The organism is Pseudomonas sp. H3_D04 (genome assembly GCF_054669175.1).
In genome coordinates this window covers 3,054,972-3,068,641 of record NZ_CP162801.1, presented here as the reverse complement: position 1 = coordinate 3,068,641, position 13,670 = coordinate 3,054,972, and the positions used below count along the sequence as shown (strand labels likewise).

The following is a 13,670-nucleotide window of genomic DNA, read 5'->3' as shown; positions in this document are numbered from 1 at the left end:
AAGCCCTGACCCGGGCGACTCGCCCGGGTCTGGGACCTTTTGACGTCTAGTGTCCGCCCACCACCATACTGCTGAACGGCGCCACATAAGCCTGCAACGTCACCAACCCACCGACCAAGATCGCCAGCACAATCGAGTGGAAGAACACATATCGCAGAATCTCCCCTTCATGCCCGTACCAGCGAGTCGCCGTGGACGCGACCACGATCGACTGGGCGTCGACCATTTTGCCCATGACCCCACCGGAACTGTTGGCTGCGGCCATCAGCACCGGGCTGATGCCCAGTTGCTCGGCGGTCACTCGTTGCAAGCCGCCGAACAGCACGTTGGAGGCGGTGTCGGAGCCGGTCAACGCCACGCCGAGCCAGCCCAGGAGGGTGCCGAACATGGGGTAGAAGATGCCGGTCGCGGCGAAGGCCAGGCCCATGGTGGCGTCGAGGCCCGAGTAGCGCGTGAGGAAACCGAGCGCAAGCATGGCCACGATGGTGATGAGTGAGTAACGCACCACCCACAGCGTTCGCAGGTATTGGCGGGCCAGTTGCGGGATGGAATAGCCCATCAGCAGGCCGCCGACGATGGCCGCCAGGAGGATGCCGCTGCCGGTGCTGGTGAACCAGGTGAATTTGTAGACCGCTTCCTCGGTTTTTGCCGCGGGCACCACGGGCGGCACCTTTTCGATTTGCTGATGAATGGTGGTGAAGGTCACGATCGGGGCGAAGATCGGGTTGGCTTCGCGCACCGGTTTGCCCTGAGGGTCGAGCTTGGCCGAATTGGTGGCCGGATCGATTGCCGGACGGGTGTCGAACATGTTCTTGAAGCCCTGGGTGCCCCAGGCGAACACAAACACGGTGAGGATGATCCACGGCATCCAGGCGCGCATCACCGCCGGTTTGGCATCGCTGGCGAAGGTCCCGCTGGCCTCGGGTTTTTGCTGATGCTCCTCGTCGATCTTCGAGTTGTCGACATGCCCTGTCAGGGCTGCCGAGGTGTGGATCGTGGCCGGTTTCCAGACCTTGAGGAAACCGGTCAGGCAGGCCATGGAGATCAGCGCGGCGATCACGTCCACCAGCATCGGCCCGTGGTAGTTGGACACCAGAAACTGCGGCACGGCGAAACTGACCCCGGCTACCAGAATGGCCGGCCAGATTTCCAGCATTTTGCGCCAGCCGGCAAAGGCCCAGATCAACCAGAACGGCACGAGCACCGAGAAGAACGGCAACTGCCGGCCGACCATCATCGACAGCTCCATTTCATCCAGGCCGGTGACCTTGGCCAAGGTGATGATGGGCGTGCCCAGTGCACCAAACGCCACGGGCGCGGTGTTGGCGATCAGCGCCAGGCCTGAGGCGGCCAGCGGCGAGAAGCCCAAGCCGATCAGAATCGCCCCGGTCACCGCCACCGGCGTGCCGAACCCGGCAGCCCCTTCAAAGAAGGCGCCGAAGCAGAAGGCGATCAGCAGCAGTTGCAGGCGTCGATCGTCGGTGATGCGCGCAAGGGAATCCTGCAGCACTTTGAACGAGCCGTTTTCGGTGGTCAGCCGGTGCAGGAAGATGATGTTGAGGACAATCCAGCCAATCGGCAGCAGGCCGTTGGCGGCGCCGTAGAGTGCCGCCGAGCCGGCCATGTCCGCGGGCATGCCGAAGGCAAAAATGGCAATCAACAGCGCCGAGCCAAGGGCCAGCAAGGCTGCCAGATGCGCCTTGATATGGAAAAACGCCAGGGATGCCAGCATCACCACCACCGGCACTGCCGCCATGATGGTTGAAAGCACCGGGTTACCAAAGGGATCGTAGATTTGCTGCCAGACCATGTTCCACCTCTGCTTTTTATTGTTGGTAGTGCAGGCCCCGGACGGGGTTGGTGGCATGGAGTATAGGTGGCATTACGCCGCTGTCCTGTGGGGCTTGTCGGCGTTAATACCTTGTATCAGTGGCCAGTCCTGACCCGGCCGATCTTCTACTACGCTCAGAAAGAATGACGGCGCGAGCCCCGATCCAGGGCTTGCGCGTCCAATGCTCTGGCCCGATCCATTCACCACGAGAGGGAGACAGCGATGACTGAACGCCATGAGGAACACAAGGAAACGCTATCCAACGGATGCAGGATCGACGTGAAAGCCGAGATATTGAGGGACGGCTCCCTGAAGATGTTCATCGGTGTTTACCGGCCGGATGGCTCGGTCATAGAAGAGGACAATGACCCGCGTCCGCATCTGTTGGACATGGAGGACGCTTTGGCCTGGGCAGTTGAAAAAGCCAAAGACATCGGTAACCGCCAGCACACGTTGTAAGAGCGGTGAACCACCGCTCTGACCATCGCCTTTATTGCGTACCAAACATGGCTGTCCAGTAAATCCCGGCGTCACTCTTTGGATCAACCGCATAGGCCGCGCCCAGTTCGCGGAACTGTGGGTTCATCAGGTTGGCGCAATGCCCGGGGCTGGCCAGCCAGCCATCGACGACCTTGCGCGGGGTGTCTTGCCCGGCAGCGATGTTCTCGCCGATTTCCTGATAGGTGTATCCCGCCAGTTCAGCGCGATCCCCCGGTGTGCGACCGTCCTGGTCCTTGTGGTCGAAGAAATTGTTATTCGCCATGGCCCGGGTATGCGCTTCGGCCGCGGCCGCCAACGTCGCATTCCAGGCCAGCGGCGTGGTCGCGGCAAACGGTTGGCCGCCGCACTGGCGCGGCTGGGCGCGGGCGGTATTGAGCAAGCCCAGCAACTTCTGGCCCTCAGCCGCGGCGTCACCCATGCGCGCGGTCAATTGCGGTCGCGCGAGCACAATGCGCCAGTCGCGACCCTGGTGGCTGACACCGACGTCAATGAATTGCGGGTTCAGCACGACCTGGCAGAAGCTCTCCTTGATCGCCGTCATGGCGGACTGTGCATCACGCGGTCCGGACAACATAATCGCTTGCACGTTGGTCATCGGGTACGACGCTTGAGCCATGGCCTGCTGCAAGTCGACAGCTCCGCTGGGCGACAGGTTCAGGCGCGAATCGCTCGTCAGCGGCGGCAACACCGATGACGCCTGACCGGCGCAACGCTGTACCTGGCTGCGGTAAACGTTGATCGACTCGACCAATTGCGTTTCTTCGCTGGCCACAGCAGTGGCGGCGAACACCAACCCCAGTGGCAACACGGCAAAACGCAGAGCGGATGACAGGACGCGCATGGAAATCTCCCTTGAATTGACTGCGCCCATGATGCGCGATTCCACCCCATGCCGCGCAATGCCTTTTTGCGCTTTGTTGTCCGGCGGTTGACATGATTTGGCTACTACACTGAAGCCAAGTCGCCAAACGGGCGCTTCCCTCGACGCCAAACAGAGTGTCTCCATCATGTCCTTCAAATGGTCCGTTGCGTTTCTCGTGGTTACCCTTGTCGCAGGCCAGGTTATTGCCGACGACCAGCAGCAAAAAAAAGAAGTGGCTGAAGACAAGGCTCAGGTGCTTGAGCAAAAAGCCGCGGACAAGAGCGCCGATGTACCGGTGCCTAAATCCGAGGCGATCACCCAATCCGAAGTCCAGGCCGTCGATCCCGCCGGCAAGTCTCCGCTGGACGATGCAATAACCTGCATGGCCCGCTCCATCTACTGGGAGGCCAAAGGCAAGGACACCGACGACATGGCCGCCGTCGCCAACGTGGTCATGAACCGCCTCGGCCACGCTGGTTTCCCCGACACCGTGTGCGCGGTGGTCAAGCAAGGTTCAGAGACCAAGAGCTGCCAGTTTTCGTGGTGGTGTGACGGGCGCCCGGACACCGTCCAGGAAGAGACGCAATATGCCCTGGCCAAGGAAATCGCGCGCAAGGCGCTGAACAAGCAGCTCCCGGATCGCACCGGTGGCGCGATGTATTTTCATGACCGCACGGTGAAACCGGACTGGGCCAAGGAGTACATCAAAACCGCTGAAATCGGGATGTTCCGGTTTTATAAACCGCATAATGGTTCGGCGAAGTAGGGGGCACTAACCACGTCGAATATCGCCTTGCGAAGGAGTGACGCAGCTTTCTCAGAAGAGGTAGAGAAGGGTTGCAATGACCACAACGACCCCTAACCCCATAACGAGTATTTTTAATGATGACGTGCCGGACACCGGTTGCGCACCCCCATCAGCCCCCGAAGTGCCTTCACTGAGCATCTCGATTGAGGCAGGGCTAATAAGGCTGGGTGACCGGTGATTGGAAACATGAGGATTGCTCATTCGCAGGCTGTAGCCTTTGTCGACCCAGAGAGGCAGTTCATCCGGGTTTGCGACACGGATATAGTCCTTCTCGAATCGAGTCATGCTGACCACGTAATGTCCATCCTCATGCCTGTGTGGCCGTAAAACGGTTCCAATCGCATTGCCCCTCTTAACAACGGCTTGAAGTTTTATCATTGGATTTTGCTCCATGACTTCTGGCTAGAACTTCGCGTAATTCAACGCATCGATAAGGGCCGAACCGCCAATGCCGGTCATACGGTGTTTGCCAGACCTGAAAGATGTGGCGACCCGACTTGCCCGATGGGGCGATCATGGGCACAGAAAAAAGGCACCTTCATCGCTTGATGAAGGTGCCTTTTGCATAGGCGTCGGTTTTTACAACTCCTGCCCCAGAAAGATCAACGTATTGCCATGGGCCTCAGCCGCTGCACGCTGGTTGTAACTGTCGCGATGCGAGCAGTTGAAGCCATGCTCGGCCTCCGGGTACACGACGATTTCCACATTGTCGTTGTTGTCGAAACGCTCGGCGATTTTCTCCACCGCTTCCAGGGGAATGTGGCTGTCCTGTTCACCGAAGTGCATCAGCAACGGCACCTCGATTTCATCGGCGCGGTCCAGGTGGTTCTGGATGCCGCCACCGTAGTAGGCGATGGCCACATCCACCAGGCCGTTAGTGGCGGTGAGGTAGGACAGCAAGCCGCCGAAGCAATAACCGATGGAAGCGATGCCGCCGTCCAGGCCTGGTTGCGCATCGAGCGCTTCGATGGCCAGTTTGATGTCGTCCTGCGCCTTATCGATGTCGGTGGCGTTCATCAGCTCGACGGCGCGTTTCCAGCCCGCTTCGTCGTAACCCAGTTCGATACGGTGGCCGTTGCGCCAGAACAGGTCCGGCGCAATCACCAGGTAACCATCGGCGGCGTATTGCTCCGCGACCGAGCGGATGTGTTCATTCACGCCGAAGATCTCCTGGATCAGCACGATCCCCGGACCTTTGCGAGTATGCGGAATCGCCAGGTAAGCGCCGAAGGTGCCTTCGTCGCTGTCGATCTCGATCCATTGGGTGGTTACGCTCATGGTGGCTCCTGTCTACGCAAGTGAGTGAGGTTGAGGCTTATTTCGGCTGCGTGGCCTTGTAGCTTGGCAGAGACTGCATACGTTTCCACCATCCGTCGAAACCGTCCACCGAAAACACCTGTGGCGCATCCGGCGTCATCGCGATGTAGGCGCAGCCCGGTGCCAGGTAAAAGTCACCGATACTGGGTTCAAGACCGGCGATATACGGATCGGTGCCTTTTATTTTCATCAGCTCGCGCAACACCCGTTTCGAATGTTCGATCCCTTTGCGGCGCGCCTCTTCATTCTGACCGCCAATGAAGTCAGGAAAAAGATGGTAGCCGAACACTTGCACCAGGTTGCCATAGCCATAGGCATCGTAGATGCCCTGGGCCATGTGAGTGCGAGCGCGGTCGTGGGCGTTATCCGGTGTGATGGACGGCCCGGGCAGGACTTCGTCCAGGTAGGCGATGATCGCGCCGGTTTCGATGACCCGGAAGCCGTCATGGTCGATGACGGGCACTTTGCCGAAAGGGTGCCGCACCAAATGTTCCGGCAGATGCGGCTCGCCTTTGATCACATTGACCTGCACCTGGTCGAAGTCCGCGTCTTTTTCCGCAAGCAGCATTTTCACTGTGCGCACATAGGTACTGCCGTCAAAACCGTAGAGAGTGAGGCTCATGGCGATTGCTCCGTTTTCAAGGGAGTGGAGGACGCGCCCGAGACTCTGGTCGGTCAACGGTTATGGCGACGCCAGAAGAATCGAGCCAACAGTGCATCCAGGCTGAGCTTGCCGGCACCCGAGAGCAACAACGGCATCATGGCGGCGAGGTAGATCAGCGGCAGCTTGAAGTTGCCGTGACCCTTGTTGCTGATGGCGTAACCCTGGGCAAGCTCACTCAATGTAGACCAATCGGCCGGCCAGTGAACGGCAGCGGTCGCGACAATCGTGACAACGATCAGAATGATGGCCGACACCCGCGTCCCGAAGCCGACCAGGATGGCCAGGGCGCAAATCAGCTCCGCCCACATCGACAGTTCCCAGTTCAGCGTGGCCGGCACGTGGTTGAACGGAAACGGGAAGGCGTCCTGGATGTCGGCGAACCAGTTCTCGCCGTTCCATTTTTCCAGGCCCGACTCGAAGAATTCCCAGGCAATGAACAGCCGCAGCGTCAAAGGCGCGAGCCAGCTGCCGGCACGATCAAGGTTTAGGTGCAGGCCTTTCACGGCCGATGAAAGTGAGGTGGTCATGAGCGTGATCTCCGTTCAGTCAGGAAGGCGGGGCAGCGGTTGCCCCGCGAAACAGGGTTATTCGCCAGCGCCGCACTTGCCTTCGCCACATTTGCCTTCAGCCGGTTTTTCCGCGGTATCGGCCTGGGCTTGGCTGTAGCCGTGGGCCAGTTGTTTCATGCTGAACGCTTCGGATTCGGAGGCCGAAGCCGCGTTGGACAGGGCCAGGCCACCGGCGATGATCAGGCCGAGGGTCAGGGAAGAAGTCGAGAGCTTGAACATGGTGATACTCCGTAGCGTTGAGTGAGTTGAGCGCTTTGATCGGCTTGGCCAATCGACACGCACAGTTCATCAAGCGGGTGTATCTGCGATGTGTCTTTGGTGCGGGGTTTTATGGATGGGGTGTGTCGCAAGGGCGTCTGTACACACTCCGATACACGGCCCCGACACCTTGAGCCTGTGCAAACCCCCTGTGGGAGATTCTATGGTTGAGGGGAAACCCTCAACTGACCTTTGACTGATATTCGCTTTGCCCTTTCAGCAAGGCGAATGCCACCCGCGCAAGCTTGCGAGCCAGCATCACCAGCGCCTCAGTGGTGCTGAAGCCCCGGGCTCTTTGGGCTTCGTAAAACCCTTTCCAGGCTTTCGTACGGCTAGCCGACATCGCTGCATTGTGCAGAAGCCGGCGGGCCTCGGGGTCACCGCGCTTGGTCAAACTGCGGCGACCGTCCTTCTGTCCTGATTTAGACACCCGTAAATCCATGCCCAGGAAGGCGATAAACGCATCCGCGTTTCTAAAATCCCCGCGCTGAAATGCAGTTATCAAGCGAGCCCCAGTCAAAAATCCAATGCCTTCAACTTTCAGGCAACGTTTCAGTTGACCGAGTAAACCGGCTTCTTTGAGCTGATCGTTGATCGTCTTTTCGATCAGCGTTTCAAGCTGCTGCATGGACTTCACTTGTTCTGCAAAAGCCGCTTTCAGCAGCGGCTCATTCGACCAACTCTGCACCAGGCCAACCCTAGCCTGGACCAAGGCAGCCCGGCGGCGGAAGAGGCTCAGGAGCTGGCGGTACAGCGGTGATGGAGGGGTCCAAGGGCGCAACTCCTCGGCTTCGTTCTTCAGGTAACGGGCCAGCAACTTGGCGTCCAGCGCGTCGGTTTTGGCGCGGATTTTCACGCCTTCGCGATAATGTTTGAGTTCATAGCCTCCCACCATGTAAATCGCACATCCGGCCTCATAGGCCAGATCAGCAAAGTCCAGGTGATAGATGTTGGTCGCCTCAATGGCAATAGCCACCGTCCCCGGCAACGTATTCAGCCACTGCTTGATGGATGTTTTAGTGTTGGGAATCTCTTTAAGCAAATCGTTATCAGCCTGATAAATCACCAGTTCATTCTTGGCGACATCCACGCCCACGATCGGTTTTGATAGAGAGACCGGCATTGCCATAGGATTTCCTCCGAGATAAGGTTTGAGCACTTGAAGGGCTCACCCAGAGGCGCAGGCTTGTTCCTATCGTCGGTCTAGCCAGATGCATTCTTTATCGGCGCTTGGGTGAAAGGAGGAGGGGCGAAATCTCCCACAGTCTGTACTGCGTCAACAGTCAGAATCGAGCCTTGTCCCTCCTCCTCCCTTCAAGTCCTACCATACAAGCGAGCCTGCTCGCGATAGCGGTGTGTCAGACACCATCAATGTCGACTGACAGGCAGCTATCGCGAGCAGGCTTGCTCCTACAGGAGGACGGGTGAAGTTGAGATTGTGGTCGGGTCATCTGTGATCCGGCGCTCACCAACAGCGTCTAGCCTTCGTGTCCCCGCAATCCCACGGGGCGAGACTTCGGAACCCGGCATGCAAGCGCTGTTGAACGAGATCCTTGACGCCGTCCGGCCGCTGATCGGTCAGGGCAAGGTGGCTGACTACATTCCCGCCCTCGGCACGGTGCCGGCCAATCAGTTGGGCATTGCCGTGTATGGCAACGATGGCGAGCTGTATTGCGCGGGCGATGCCGATACACCGTTTTCGGTGCAGAGTATTTCCAAGGTGTTCAGCCTGGTGCAGGCCATCGATCACTCCGGCGAGGCGATCTGGGAACGCCTCGGTCACGAGCCTTCCGGGCAGCCGTTCAACTCGCTGGTGCAGCTGGAATTCGAGCGCGGCCGCCCGCGCAATCCCTTTATCAATGCCGGTGCACTGGTGATCTGCGACATCAACCAGTCACGCTTTGCCGCGCCAGCGTTGTCGATGCGCGACTTCGTCCGTCGCTTGTCCGGCAATCCGCAGGTGATGGTGGACGGCAAGGTCGCCGAATCCGAATACCAGCACCGCGCGCGCAACGCGGCCATGGCCTACCTGATGCAGTCGTTCGGCAATTTTCACAACGACGTCGAGGCCGTATTGCGTAGCTATTTCAGCCATTGCGCGGTGCGCATGAATTGCGTGGACCTGGCCCGGGCGTTCTGCTTCCTGGCCAACGACGGGTTCTGCAAACACAGCGGCGAACAGATCCTGACAGCGCGCCAGACCCAGCAGGTCAACTCGATCATGGCCACCAGCGGGCTGTACGACGAAGCCGGCAACTTCGCCTACCGCGTCGGCTTGCCGGGCAAAAGCGGTGTGGGCGGGGGAATCGTCGCGGTGGTTCCGGGGCAGTTCACGGTGTGCGTCTGGTCACCTGAACTGAATGCCGCCGGCAACTCGCTGGCCGGCATGGCGGCGCTGGAATTGTTGAGCCAGCGGATTGGCTGGTCGGTGTTCTGAGGCATTCGGGCCTGAGCGGTTAATGACGCTCCCTGGATTTTCCTATACATTTTCCAGCCGCCCACTGCATGGTGAAACCGCTTCATGTCTCTTGCGCTCGAACGTCTAGTCGCTGGCACGCCGATCCCTTTTGCCGGTAATCGTGTCACTGTCGTCAGCCCCGAACTGGCCGCGCGCTTTCAGCCCGGGGACCATTTGCTGGTCGAGCAGGTCAGCGGCGAATTGTTGCTGATCCCGGTGGTTGACCAGCAAGCGGCCGCCGTCGCCATCGAGCGCGCCGAAGCGGCGTTCGGTGCGCTGTCCAGCGTCCCGGATCAGGCGATCAGTGCGTTCTTCGATCTGTTTGCCCAACGCCTGGAAACCCCCGAGTGCTGGGCCTTGATCGAGGCCGCCAACCTGGCCGACATCGAACGCGCCAAGGCCCGCGGGCGTTCCACCACGCGACTGCTCGCCGATGAACGCATGCGCCGCGACATGATCGCCGGCCTGCGGGCCTGGCGCGATGCGTCGGCGACTCGCGGCAAGGTCATCAGTTGCGTCGAGCACGACGGCTGGAAGGTCGAGCAAGTGGTGTCGCCGCTGGGCATCGTCGCGTTTGTGTTCGAAGGCCGGCCGAATGTGTTCGCCGACGCCGCCGGTGTGTTGCGCACCGGCAACACCGCCGTGCTGCGCATTGGCAGCGATGCGTTGGGCACCGCTCAGGCCATCGTCACTCACGCATTGAACCCGGCACTCAGCGACGCCGGTTTGCCGAACGGCGCGGTGTCGTTGGTGGAAAGCGTCAATCACGCCGCCGGTTGGGCGATGTTCGCCGACCGTCGTTTGTCGCTGGCCGTGGCCCGGGGTTCGGGGCGGGCGGTCAGCCAACTGGGCAGCATCGCCCAACAGGCCGGCACCGCTGTCAGTCTGCACGGCACTGGTGGCGCCTGGCTGATCGCTGACAAAGACGCCGATGCCCAGCGCTTTGCCGCCGTGGTACGCAATTCTCTGGACCGCAAAGTCTGCAACACCTTGAACGTCTGCCTGATCCAGCGCGACCGCGCCGCTGAGCTGGTGCCGTTGTTTCTCGACGCCCTCCAGCAGGCGGGCACCGCCCGGGGCCAGGGTTGCAAGCTGCACATCGTTGAAGGCAGCGAGTCGTGGTTGCCGACTGAATGGCAAACCGGCAGCGTTGAGGTGTATCGCGCCGAAGGCTACCAGACCGAGGCACTGGCCGAACCGTTGCCCGAGGAGCAGTTGGGCCGCGAGTGGGAATGGGAAGAGACGCCTGAAGTCAGCCTGAAGATCGTCGATGACCTGGACAGCGCCATCGCCTTGTTCAATCGCTACAGCCCGCAGTTCACCGTGTCGCTGATCAGCGAAGACGGGGCCGCGCATGAGCGTTTCTACAACGCGGTCAACGCGCCGTTTGTGGGCAACGGAATTACCCGTTGGGTCGACGGCCAATATGCGCTGAACAAGCCGGAACTGGGGCTTTCGAACTGGGAGAGCGGTCGGCTGTTTGCCCGCAGTGCGATTCTTTCGGGAGACGGGGTGTTCACCATTCGCAGTCGCATGACCCAGACCGATCTGTCGGTCAAACGCTGACATTCCTGGCACAGGCAACGATCGCACTATAATTAAGGTGTGTTTGCGTCTGTGTCTTGAGTGAGGGCTGCGTCATGAAACTTCATTCTTTTCGGCATTACTCCCACGATCTGGAAACGGTCGTGCACGACACATGGATCACCGGCCGGGTGAAGTCCGCCTTGGCTTTGGCCGAACCCAGCCTCGGCCTGCAGATCCATGTCAAAACCCTTGCGGGTACGGTGGCGTTGAGCGGTCGGGTCAACACCCATAAACAGTGTGAGCAGGCTGTTGCTCTGGCCCGTTCGGTGCCGGGCGTCGTCGAAATCGATGCCAGGGATTTGCGGACCCACGTGTTCACGCCAGGCAGTAATCCAGTTCCCCCCAACGCCGAAGAAACCGCCGAGCGTCGGCCATCATCGTCAGCAAAAGACGATCACTGATCAGGGCGACTTTGTGAGTGCAGCGCTCCCGTGAACCGGGAGCGCCTTGGTGTGGGCATTTCAGCTCAAACAACAATGGATTGCGTTTTTTGGGTGTTCTCTCGCGGGAAGCAAAGGCGGATGATTGGCCGTTCCCCAGAGAGGTGTACCCGATGAAACGTGTCCTCATGTTGTTGGCCAACGGTGTCGAGCCACTGGAAATGGCGGCGTTCACCGATGTGCTCGGTTGGGCCAATCTGCTTGGCGACCAACCCGTGGAATTGATCAACGCCGGCCTCCGACGGAATATCGTGACGACCTTCGGGTTATCGTTCAATCCGGCTCATTTATTGAGCGAGGTTGATCTCGACAGCTTCGACGCGTTGGCATTGCCCGGTGGTTTCGAACCCTCGGGCTTCTACGAAGAGGCCTTGAGTGAGCCGTTTCTGGCGGTCATCCGGCACTTTGTCGCGGCCGGTAAAACCGTCGCCAGTGTCTGCGTGTCGTCGGTGTGCCTGGGCGTTGCCGGGGTGCTGAAAGACAAAGATGCCACGACCTATCACCAGGTCGGTGGCAAGCGCAAAAACCAGCTGGTTGAAACCGGCGCCCGTTTCGTCGACTGGCCTGTGGTGGTGGATGGCCGCATCATCACGTCAAGCGGCCCCGGCACGGCAACGGAAGTCGCCTTCGTGCTGCTGGAACAACTGACCAGCGCTGCAAATGCGGCGGATATCCGGCAGAAAATGCGTTTTCCAACACCGTCTCGCCAGTGGTATGAAACGCCGCAAGTGCCTTGATCCGGCACGCCCTTCATTTGCCTCGTACATCCAGGGAGCCGCTTCAGTCGAGCGCATTCGCCGCGCTCGACCTTCCAGGTCCTGCCACCCATCCCATCAAGCAGCTTCGACGGCTTTGCCATGCACGGCACACGTGGTCGGGTGTTCGGCCAGTGACACAAAGCGGCGACTGCCGGCCTCCAGGGCATCGATCGAACCGGTCTCGATGTCGTAGACCCAGCCATGCAGGTTCAACTGACCTTTTTCCTGGGCCAGGCGCACGCTCGGATGCGTCTGGATGTTGGCCAGTTGCGCGATGACGTTCTCCCGGACCATCGAACTCACCTTCGCCGCGTCATCGGCGTGAGGGCGGGATTCGTTGATGACCTTGGCGGATTCAGCGTGTTGCAACCAGCCACTGACGGCGGGCAGGTGATCCATGCATGTGCACTTGGCGATGGCGGTCATGGCGCCGCAATCCGAGTGGCCGCAGATGACAATATCGGTCACGCCGAGCACTGCGACTGCATATTCGACCGTGGCCGAGACACCACCCGGGTGCGGGCTGTAGGAGGGCACGATATTGCCGGCGTTGCGGATCACAAACAGTTCCCCGGGTTCTTGCTGGGTCAGCAGTTCGGGGACCACGCGGCTGTCGGAACAGGTGATGAATAACGTGCCGGGATGCTGGGTGGTGGCCAGGTGTTTGAACAGGTCGGTGCGTTGCGGGAACGCTTCGTTCTGGAACTTCAAAAAACCTTCGATGAGCGCTTTCATGGTGACGTCCTCATAAGTGATGAACAGGGGCTACTCAGCTCGAGCAACCGGTTCCGAATTCGCTGAATTGCAGAATGTGAGTGGTGCCTTTGGAATCCTGGTACGTCATTTCTACCGGGACCACGCCGCAGACATCGGCGGTCGGGGTGATTGCCACGACGTGGGCGATGTCCAGGCTCATGCCGTATTGATAGGCAACGACTGCGTCCTGGGCTTGAACCTGGGCCGATACGCCCGCGATCAACGAAAAAGCCAGCAACATTTTTTTCATGGGGCATCCTCCAGACGAGTGTGGTGGCTGACAAAGTGTTTGGGGGGGTTGGGTCTGGCCCGCACCGGAGTGCGGGCCGGTCAACTTAGAAAGGACGCAGGGGCAGGAACTTGCCGTCGAGGGTGATGACTGCGCGGTGGCCGCCTTCCGGGTCTTCGACTTTCTTCATGTCCAGCTTGAAGTTGATCGCGCTGATGATGCCGTCGCCGAATTGTTCGTGAACCAGGGCTTTCAACGTGGTGCCGTAGATCTGGATCATCTCGTGGAAACGGTAGATGGTCGGGTCGGTTGGAACGCCTGAGAGGCTGCCGCGCAGCGGGATGATTTGCAGGCGGGCCACGGCGTCGGCGTCCAGGTTCAGTTTTTCGCCAACCACTTTGGCGGCTTTTTCTGGCAGCGGGTGTTGGCCGAGCAGGGCGGCGGTGACGTAGGCCAGGCTCAGGCCGGTGCCCTCGGCCATGTCTGCGAAGGACAGGTTTTTGCGCGCTTTGGCGTCGAGGATTTTGGCGGTCAGCTCGAGACTGGTGTCGTTGTAAGCGTGGGACTGTTGCATGGTGTTTCTCCTATCGGGGTTGTGTTGCTTGGGTGTGAAGCAATCTTCTGCCGATTGA

At 59.8% G+C, this 13,670-nt stretch carries 17 protein-coding genes; 6 read left to right on the top strand and 11 right to left on the bottom strand.

Annotation, left to right across the window (positions count from 1 at the left end; translation table 11 throughout):
• Nucleotides 1–46 precede the first annotated feature (46 nt).
• On the bottom strand, nt 47–1,810 hold the full coding sequence (locus tag AB4N91_RS14165; RefSeq protein WP_010459532.1) for an L-lactate permease: 1,764 nt from the start codon (nt 1,808–1,810) through the stop codon (nt 47–49).
• Nucleotides 1,811–2,053: 243 nt separating this feature from the next.
• Between AB4N91_RS14165 and AB4N91_RS14160 the strand changes: the two genes are divergently transcribed.
• Nucleotides 2,054–2,290, top strand: a complete 237-nt coding sequence (locus AB4N91_RS14160; RefSeq protein WP_077750135.1) for a hypothetical protein — start codon at nt 2,054–2,056, stop codon at nt 2,288–2,290.
• 31 nt (nt 2,291–2,321) lie between these two features.
• On the opposite strand, the gene AB4N91_RS14155 is transcribed toward AB4N91_RS14160, so the two are convergent.
• Nucleotides 2,322–3,173 carry a CAP domain-containing protein gene (locus tag AB4N91_RS14155; protein ID WP_010459535.1) on the bottom strand — a complete coding sequence of 284 codons (852 nt, stop codon included), beginning with the start codon at nt 3,171–3,173 and terminating at the stop codon, nt 2,322–2,324.
• Nucleotides 3,174–3,339: 166 nt separating this feature from the next.
• On the opposite strand from AB4N91_RS14155, the gene AB4N91_RS14150 reads away from it, so the two are divergent.
• A complete protein-coding gene (locus AB4N91_RS14150) occupies nt 3,340–3,960 on the top strand; it encodes a cell wall hydrolase (RefSeq protein WP_145309332.1) in 621 nt (206 codons plus the stop codon).
• 51 nt (nt 3,961–4,011) lie between these two features.
• Here AB4N91_RS14150 and AB4N91_RS14145 read toward each other — a convergent pair whose 3' ends face one another.
• From AB4N91_RS14145 to AB4N91_RS14120, 6 genes are all read right to left on the bottom strand, one after another.
• On the bottom strand, nt 4,012–4,380 hold the full coding sequence (locus AB4N91_RS14145) for a hypothetical protein (protein WP_145309330.1): 369 nt from the start codon (nt 4,378–4,380) through the stop codon (nt 4,012–4,014).
• 201 nt (nt 4,381–4,581) lie between these two features.
• Nucleotides 4,582–5,280 (bottom strand): dienelactone hydrolase family protein, encoded by a 699-nt coding sequence (locus tag AB4N91_RS14140; protein ID WP_010459541.1) that lies wholly within the window; start codon nt 5,278–5,280, stop codon nt 4,582–4,584.
• Nucleotides 5,281–5,317: 37 nt separating this feature from the next.
• Nucleotides 5,318–5,941, bottom strand: a complete 624-nt coding sequence (locus tag AB4N91_RS14135; RefSeq protein WP_010459543.1) for a glutathione S-transferase family protein — start codon at nt 5,939–5,941, stop codon at nt 5,318–5,320.
• Nucleotides 5,942–5,994: 53 nt separating this feature from the next.
• Nucleotides 5,995–6,510 (bottom strand): HvfX family Cu-binding RiPP maturation protein, encoded by a 516-nt coding sequence (locus tag AB4N91_RS14130; protein WP_102595340.1) that lies wholly within the window; start codon nt 6,508–6,510, stop codon nt 5,995–5,997.
• A gap of 57 nt (nt 6,511–6,567) precedes the next feature.
• Entirely contained in the window at nt 6,568–6,771 is a 204-nt protein-coding gene (locus tag AB4N91_RS14125; RefSeq protein WP_077750139.1) for an HvfA family oxazolone/thioamide-modified RiPP metallophore, read from the bottom strand.
• Nucleotides 6,772–6,991: 220 nt separating this feature from the next.
• Complete coding sequence (locus AB4N91_RS14120) at nt 6,992–7,939, bottom strand: IS110 family RNA-guided transposase (RefSeq protein WP_042932411.1); 948 nt, start codon at nt 7,937–7,939, stop codon at nt 6,992–6,994.
• A gap of 399 nt (nt 7,940–8,338) precedes the next feature.
• Between AB4N91_RS14120 and glsB the strand changes: the two genes are divergently transcribed.
• The 4 genes from glsB (at nt 8,339) to AB4N91_RS14100 (ending at nt 12,032) form a co-directional block, all read left to right on the top strand.
• Nucleotides 8,339–9,247 carry a glutaminase B gene (gene glsB / locus AB4N91_RS14115; RefSeq protein WP_010459549.1) on the top strand — a complete coding sequence of 303 codons (909 nt, stop codon included), beginning with the start codon at nt 8,339–8,341 and terminating at the stop codon, nt 9,245–9,247.
• An 84-nt stretch (nt 9,248–9,331) separates the two neighbouring features.
• Complete coding sequence (locus tag AB4N91_RS14110; protein ID WP_077750140.1) at nt 9,332–10,834, top strand: aldehyde dehydrogenase family protein; 1,503 nt, start codon at nt 9,332–9,334, stop codon at nt 10,832–10,834.
• A 74-nt stretch (nt 10,835–10,908) separates the two neighbouring features.
• Nucleotides 10,909–11,256: a BON domain-containing protein gene (locus AB4N91_RS14105; RefSeq protein WP_077750141.1), complete on the top strand. Its 348-nt coding sequence runs from the start codon at nt 10,909–10,911 to the stop codon at nt 11,254–11,256.
• A gap of 152 nt (nt 11,257–11,408) precedes the next feature.
• Nucleotides 11,409–12,032 (top strand): DJ-1/PfpI family protein, encoded by a 624-nt coding sequence (locus tag AB4N91_RS14100; RefSeq protein WP_010459555.1) that lies wholly within the window; start codon nt 11,409–11,411, stop codon nt 12,030–12,032.
• Between the two features lie 96 nt (nt 12,033–12,128).
• On the opposite strand, the gene AB4N91_RS14095 is transcribed toward AB4N91_RS14100, so the two are convergent.
• From AB4N91_RS14095 to cynS, 3 genes are all read right to left on the bottom strand, one after another.
• Nucleotides 12,129–12,788 carry a carbonic anhydrase gene (locus AB4N91_RS14095; RefSeq protein ID WP_460112585.1) on the bottom strand — a complete coding sequence of 220 codons (660 nt, stop codon included), beginning with the start codon at nt 12,786–12,788 and terminating at the stop codon, nt 12,129–12,131.
• Nucleotides 12,789–12,822: 34 nt separating this feature from the next.
• Nucleotides 12,823–13,059, bottom strand: a complete 237-nt coding sequence (locus tag AB4N91_RS14090) for a DUF2790 domain-containing protein (RefSeq protein WP_077750144.1) — start codon at nt 13,057–13,059, stop codon at nt 12,823–12,825.
• Nucleotides 13,060–13,144: 85 nt separating this feature from the next.
• Complete coding sequence (gene cynS, locus AB4N91_RS14085; protein ID WP_077750145.1) at nt 13,145–13,612, bottom strand: cyanase; 468 nt, start codon at nt 13,610–13,612, stop codon at nt 13,145–13,147.
• Nucleotides 13,613–13,670 lie beyond the last annotated feature (58 nt).

Coding starts and splice junctions, on each gene's coding strand:
- AB4N91_RS14145 (WP_145309330.1), bottom strand. CDS start 4,380: ATGATAAAACTTCAAGCCGTTGTTAAGAGGGGCAATGCGATTGGAACC.
- AB4N91_RS14160 (WP_077750135.1), top strand. CDS start 2,054: ATGACTGAACGCCATGAGGAACACAAGGAAACGCTATCCAACGGATGC.
- AB4N91_RS14105 (WP_077750141.1), top strand. CDS start 10,909: ATGAAACTTCATTCTTTTCGGCATTACTCCCACGATCTGGAAACGGTC.
- AB4N91_RS14095 (WP_460112585.1), bottom strand. CDS start 12,788: ATGAAAGCGCTCATCGAAGGTTTTTTGAAGTTCCAGAACGAAGCGTTC.
- AB4N91_RS14090 (WP_077750144.1), bottom strand. CDS start 13,059: ATGAAAAAAATGTTGCTGGCTTTTTCGTTGATCGCGGGCGTATCGGCC.
- AB4N91_RS14165 (WP_010459532.1), bottom strand. CDS start 1,810: ATGGTCTGGCAGCAAATCTACGATCCCTTTGGTAACCCGGTGCTTTCA.
- cynS (WP_077750145.1), bottom strand. CDS start 13,612: ATGCAACAGTCCCACGCTTACAACGACACCAGTCTCGAGCTGACCGCC.
- AB4N91_RS14110 (WP_077750140.1), top strand. CDS start 9,332: ATGTCTCTTGCGCTCGAACGTCTAGTCGCTGGCACGCCGATCCCTTTT.
- AB4N91_RS14100 (WP_010459555.1), top strand. CDS start 11,409: ATGAAACGTGTCCTCATGTTGTTGGCCAACGGTGTCGAGCCACTGGAA.
- glsB (WP_010459549.1), top strand. CDS start 8,339: ATGCAAGCGCTGTTGAACGAGATCCTTGACGCCGTCCGGCCGCTGATC.
- AB4N91_RS14130 (WP_102595340.1), bottom strand. CDS start 6,510: ATGACCACCTCACTTTCATCGGCCGTGAAAGGCCTGCACCTAAACCTT.
- AB4N91_RS14125 (WP_077750139.1), bottom strand. CDS start 6,771: ATGTTCAAGCTCTCGACTTCTTCCCTGACCCTCGGCCTGATCATCGCC.
- AB4N91_RS14150 (WP_145309332.1), top strand. CDS start 3,340: ATGTCCTTCAAATGGTCCGTTGCGTTTCTCGTGGTTACCCTTGTCGCA.
- AB4N91_RS14155 (WP_010459535.1), bottom strand. CDS start 3,173: ATGCGCGTCCTGTCATCCGCTCTGCGTTTTGCCGTGTTGCCACTGGGG.
- AB4N91_RS14140 (WP_010459541.1), bottom strand. CDS start 5,280: ATGAGCGTAACCACCCAATGGATCGAGATCGACAGCGACGAAGGCACC.
- AB4N91_RS14135 (WP_010459543.1), bottom strand. CDS start 5,941: ATGAGCCTCACTCTCTACGGTTTTGACGGCAGTACCTATGTGCGCACA.
- AB4N91_RS14120 (WP_042932411.1), bottom strand. CDS start 7,939: ATGGCAATGCCGGTCTCTCTATCAAAACCGATCGTGGGCGTGGATGTC.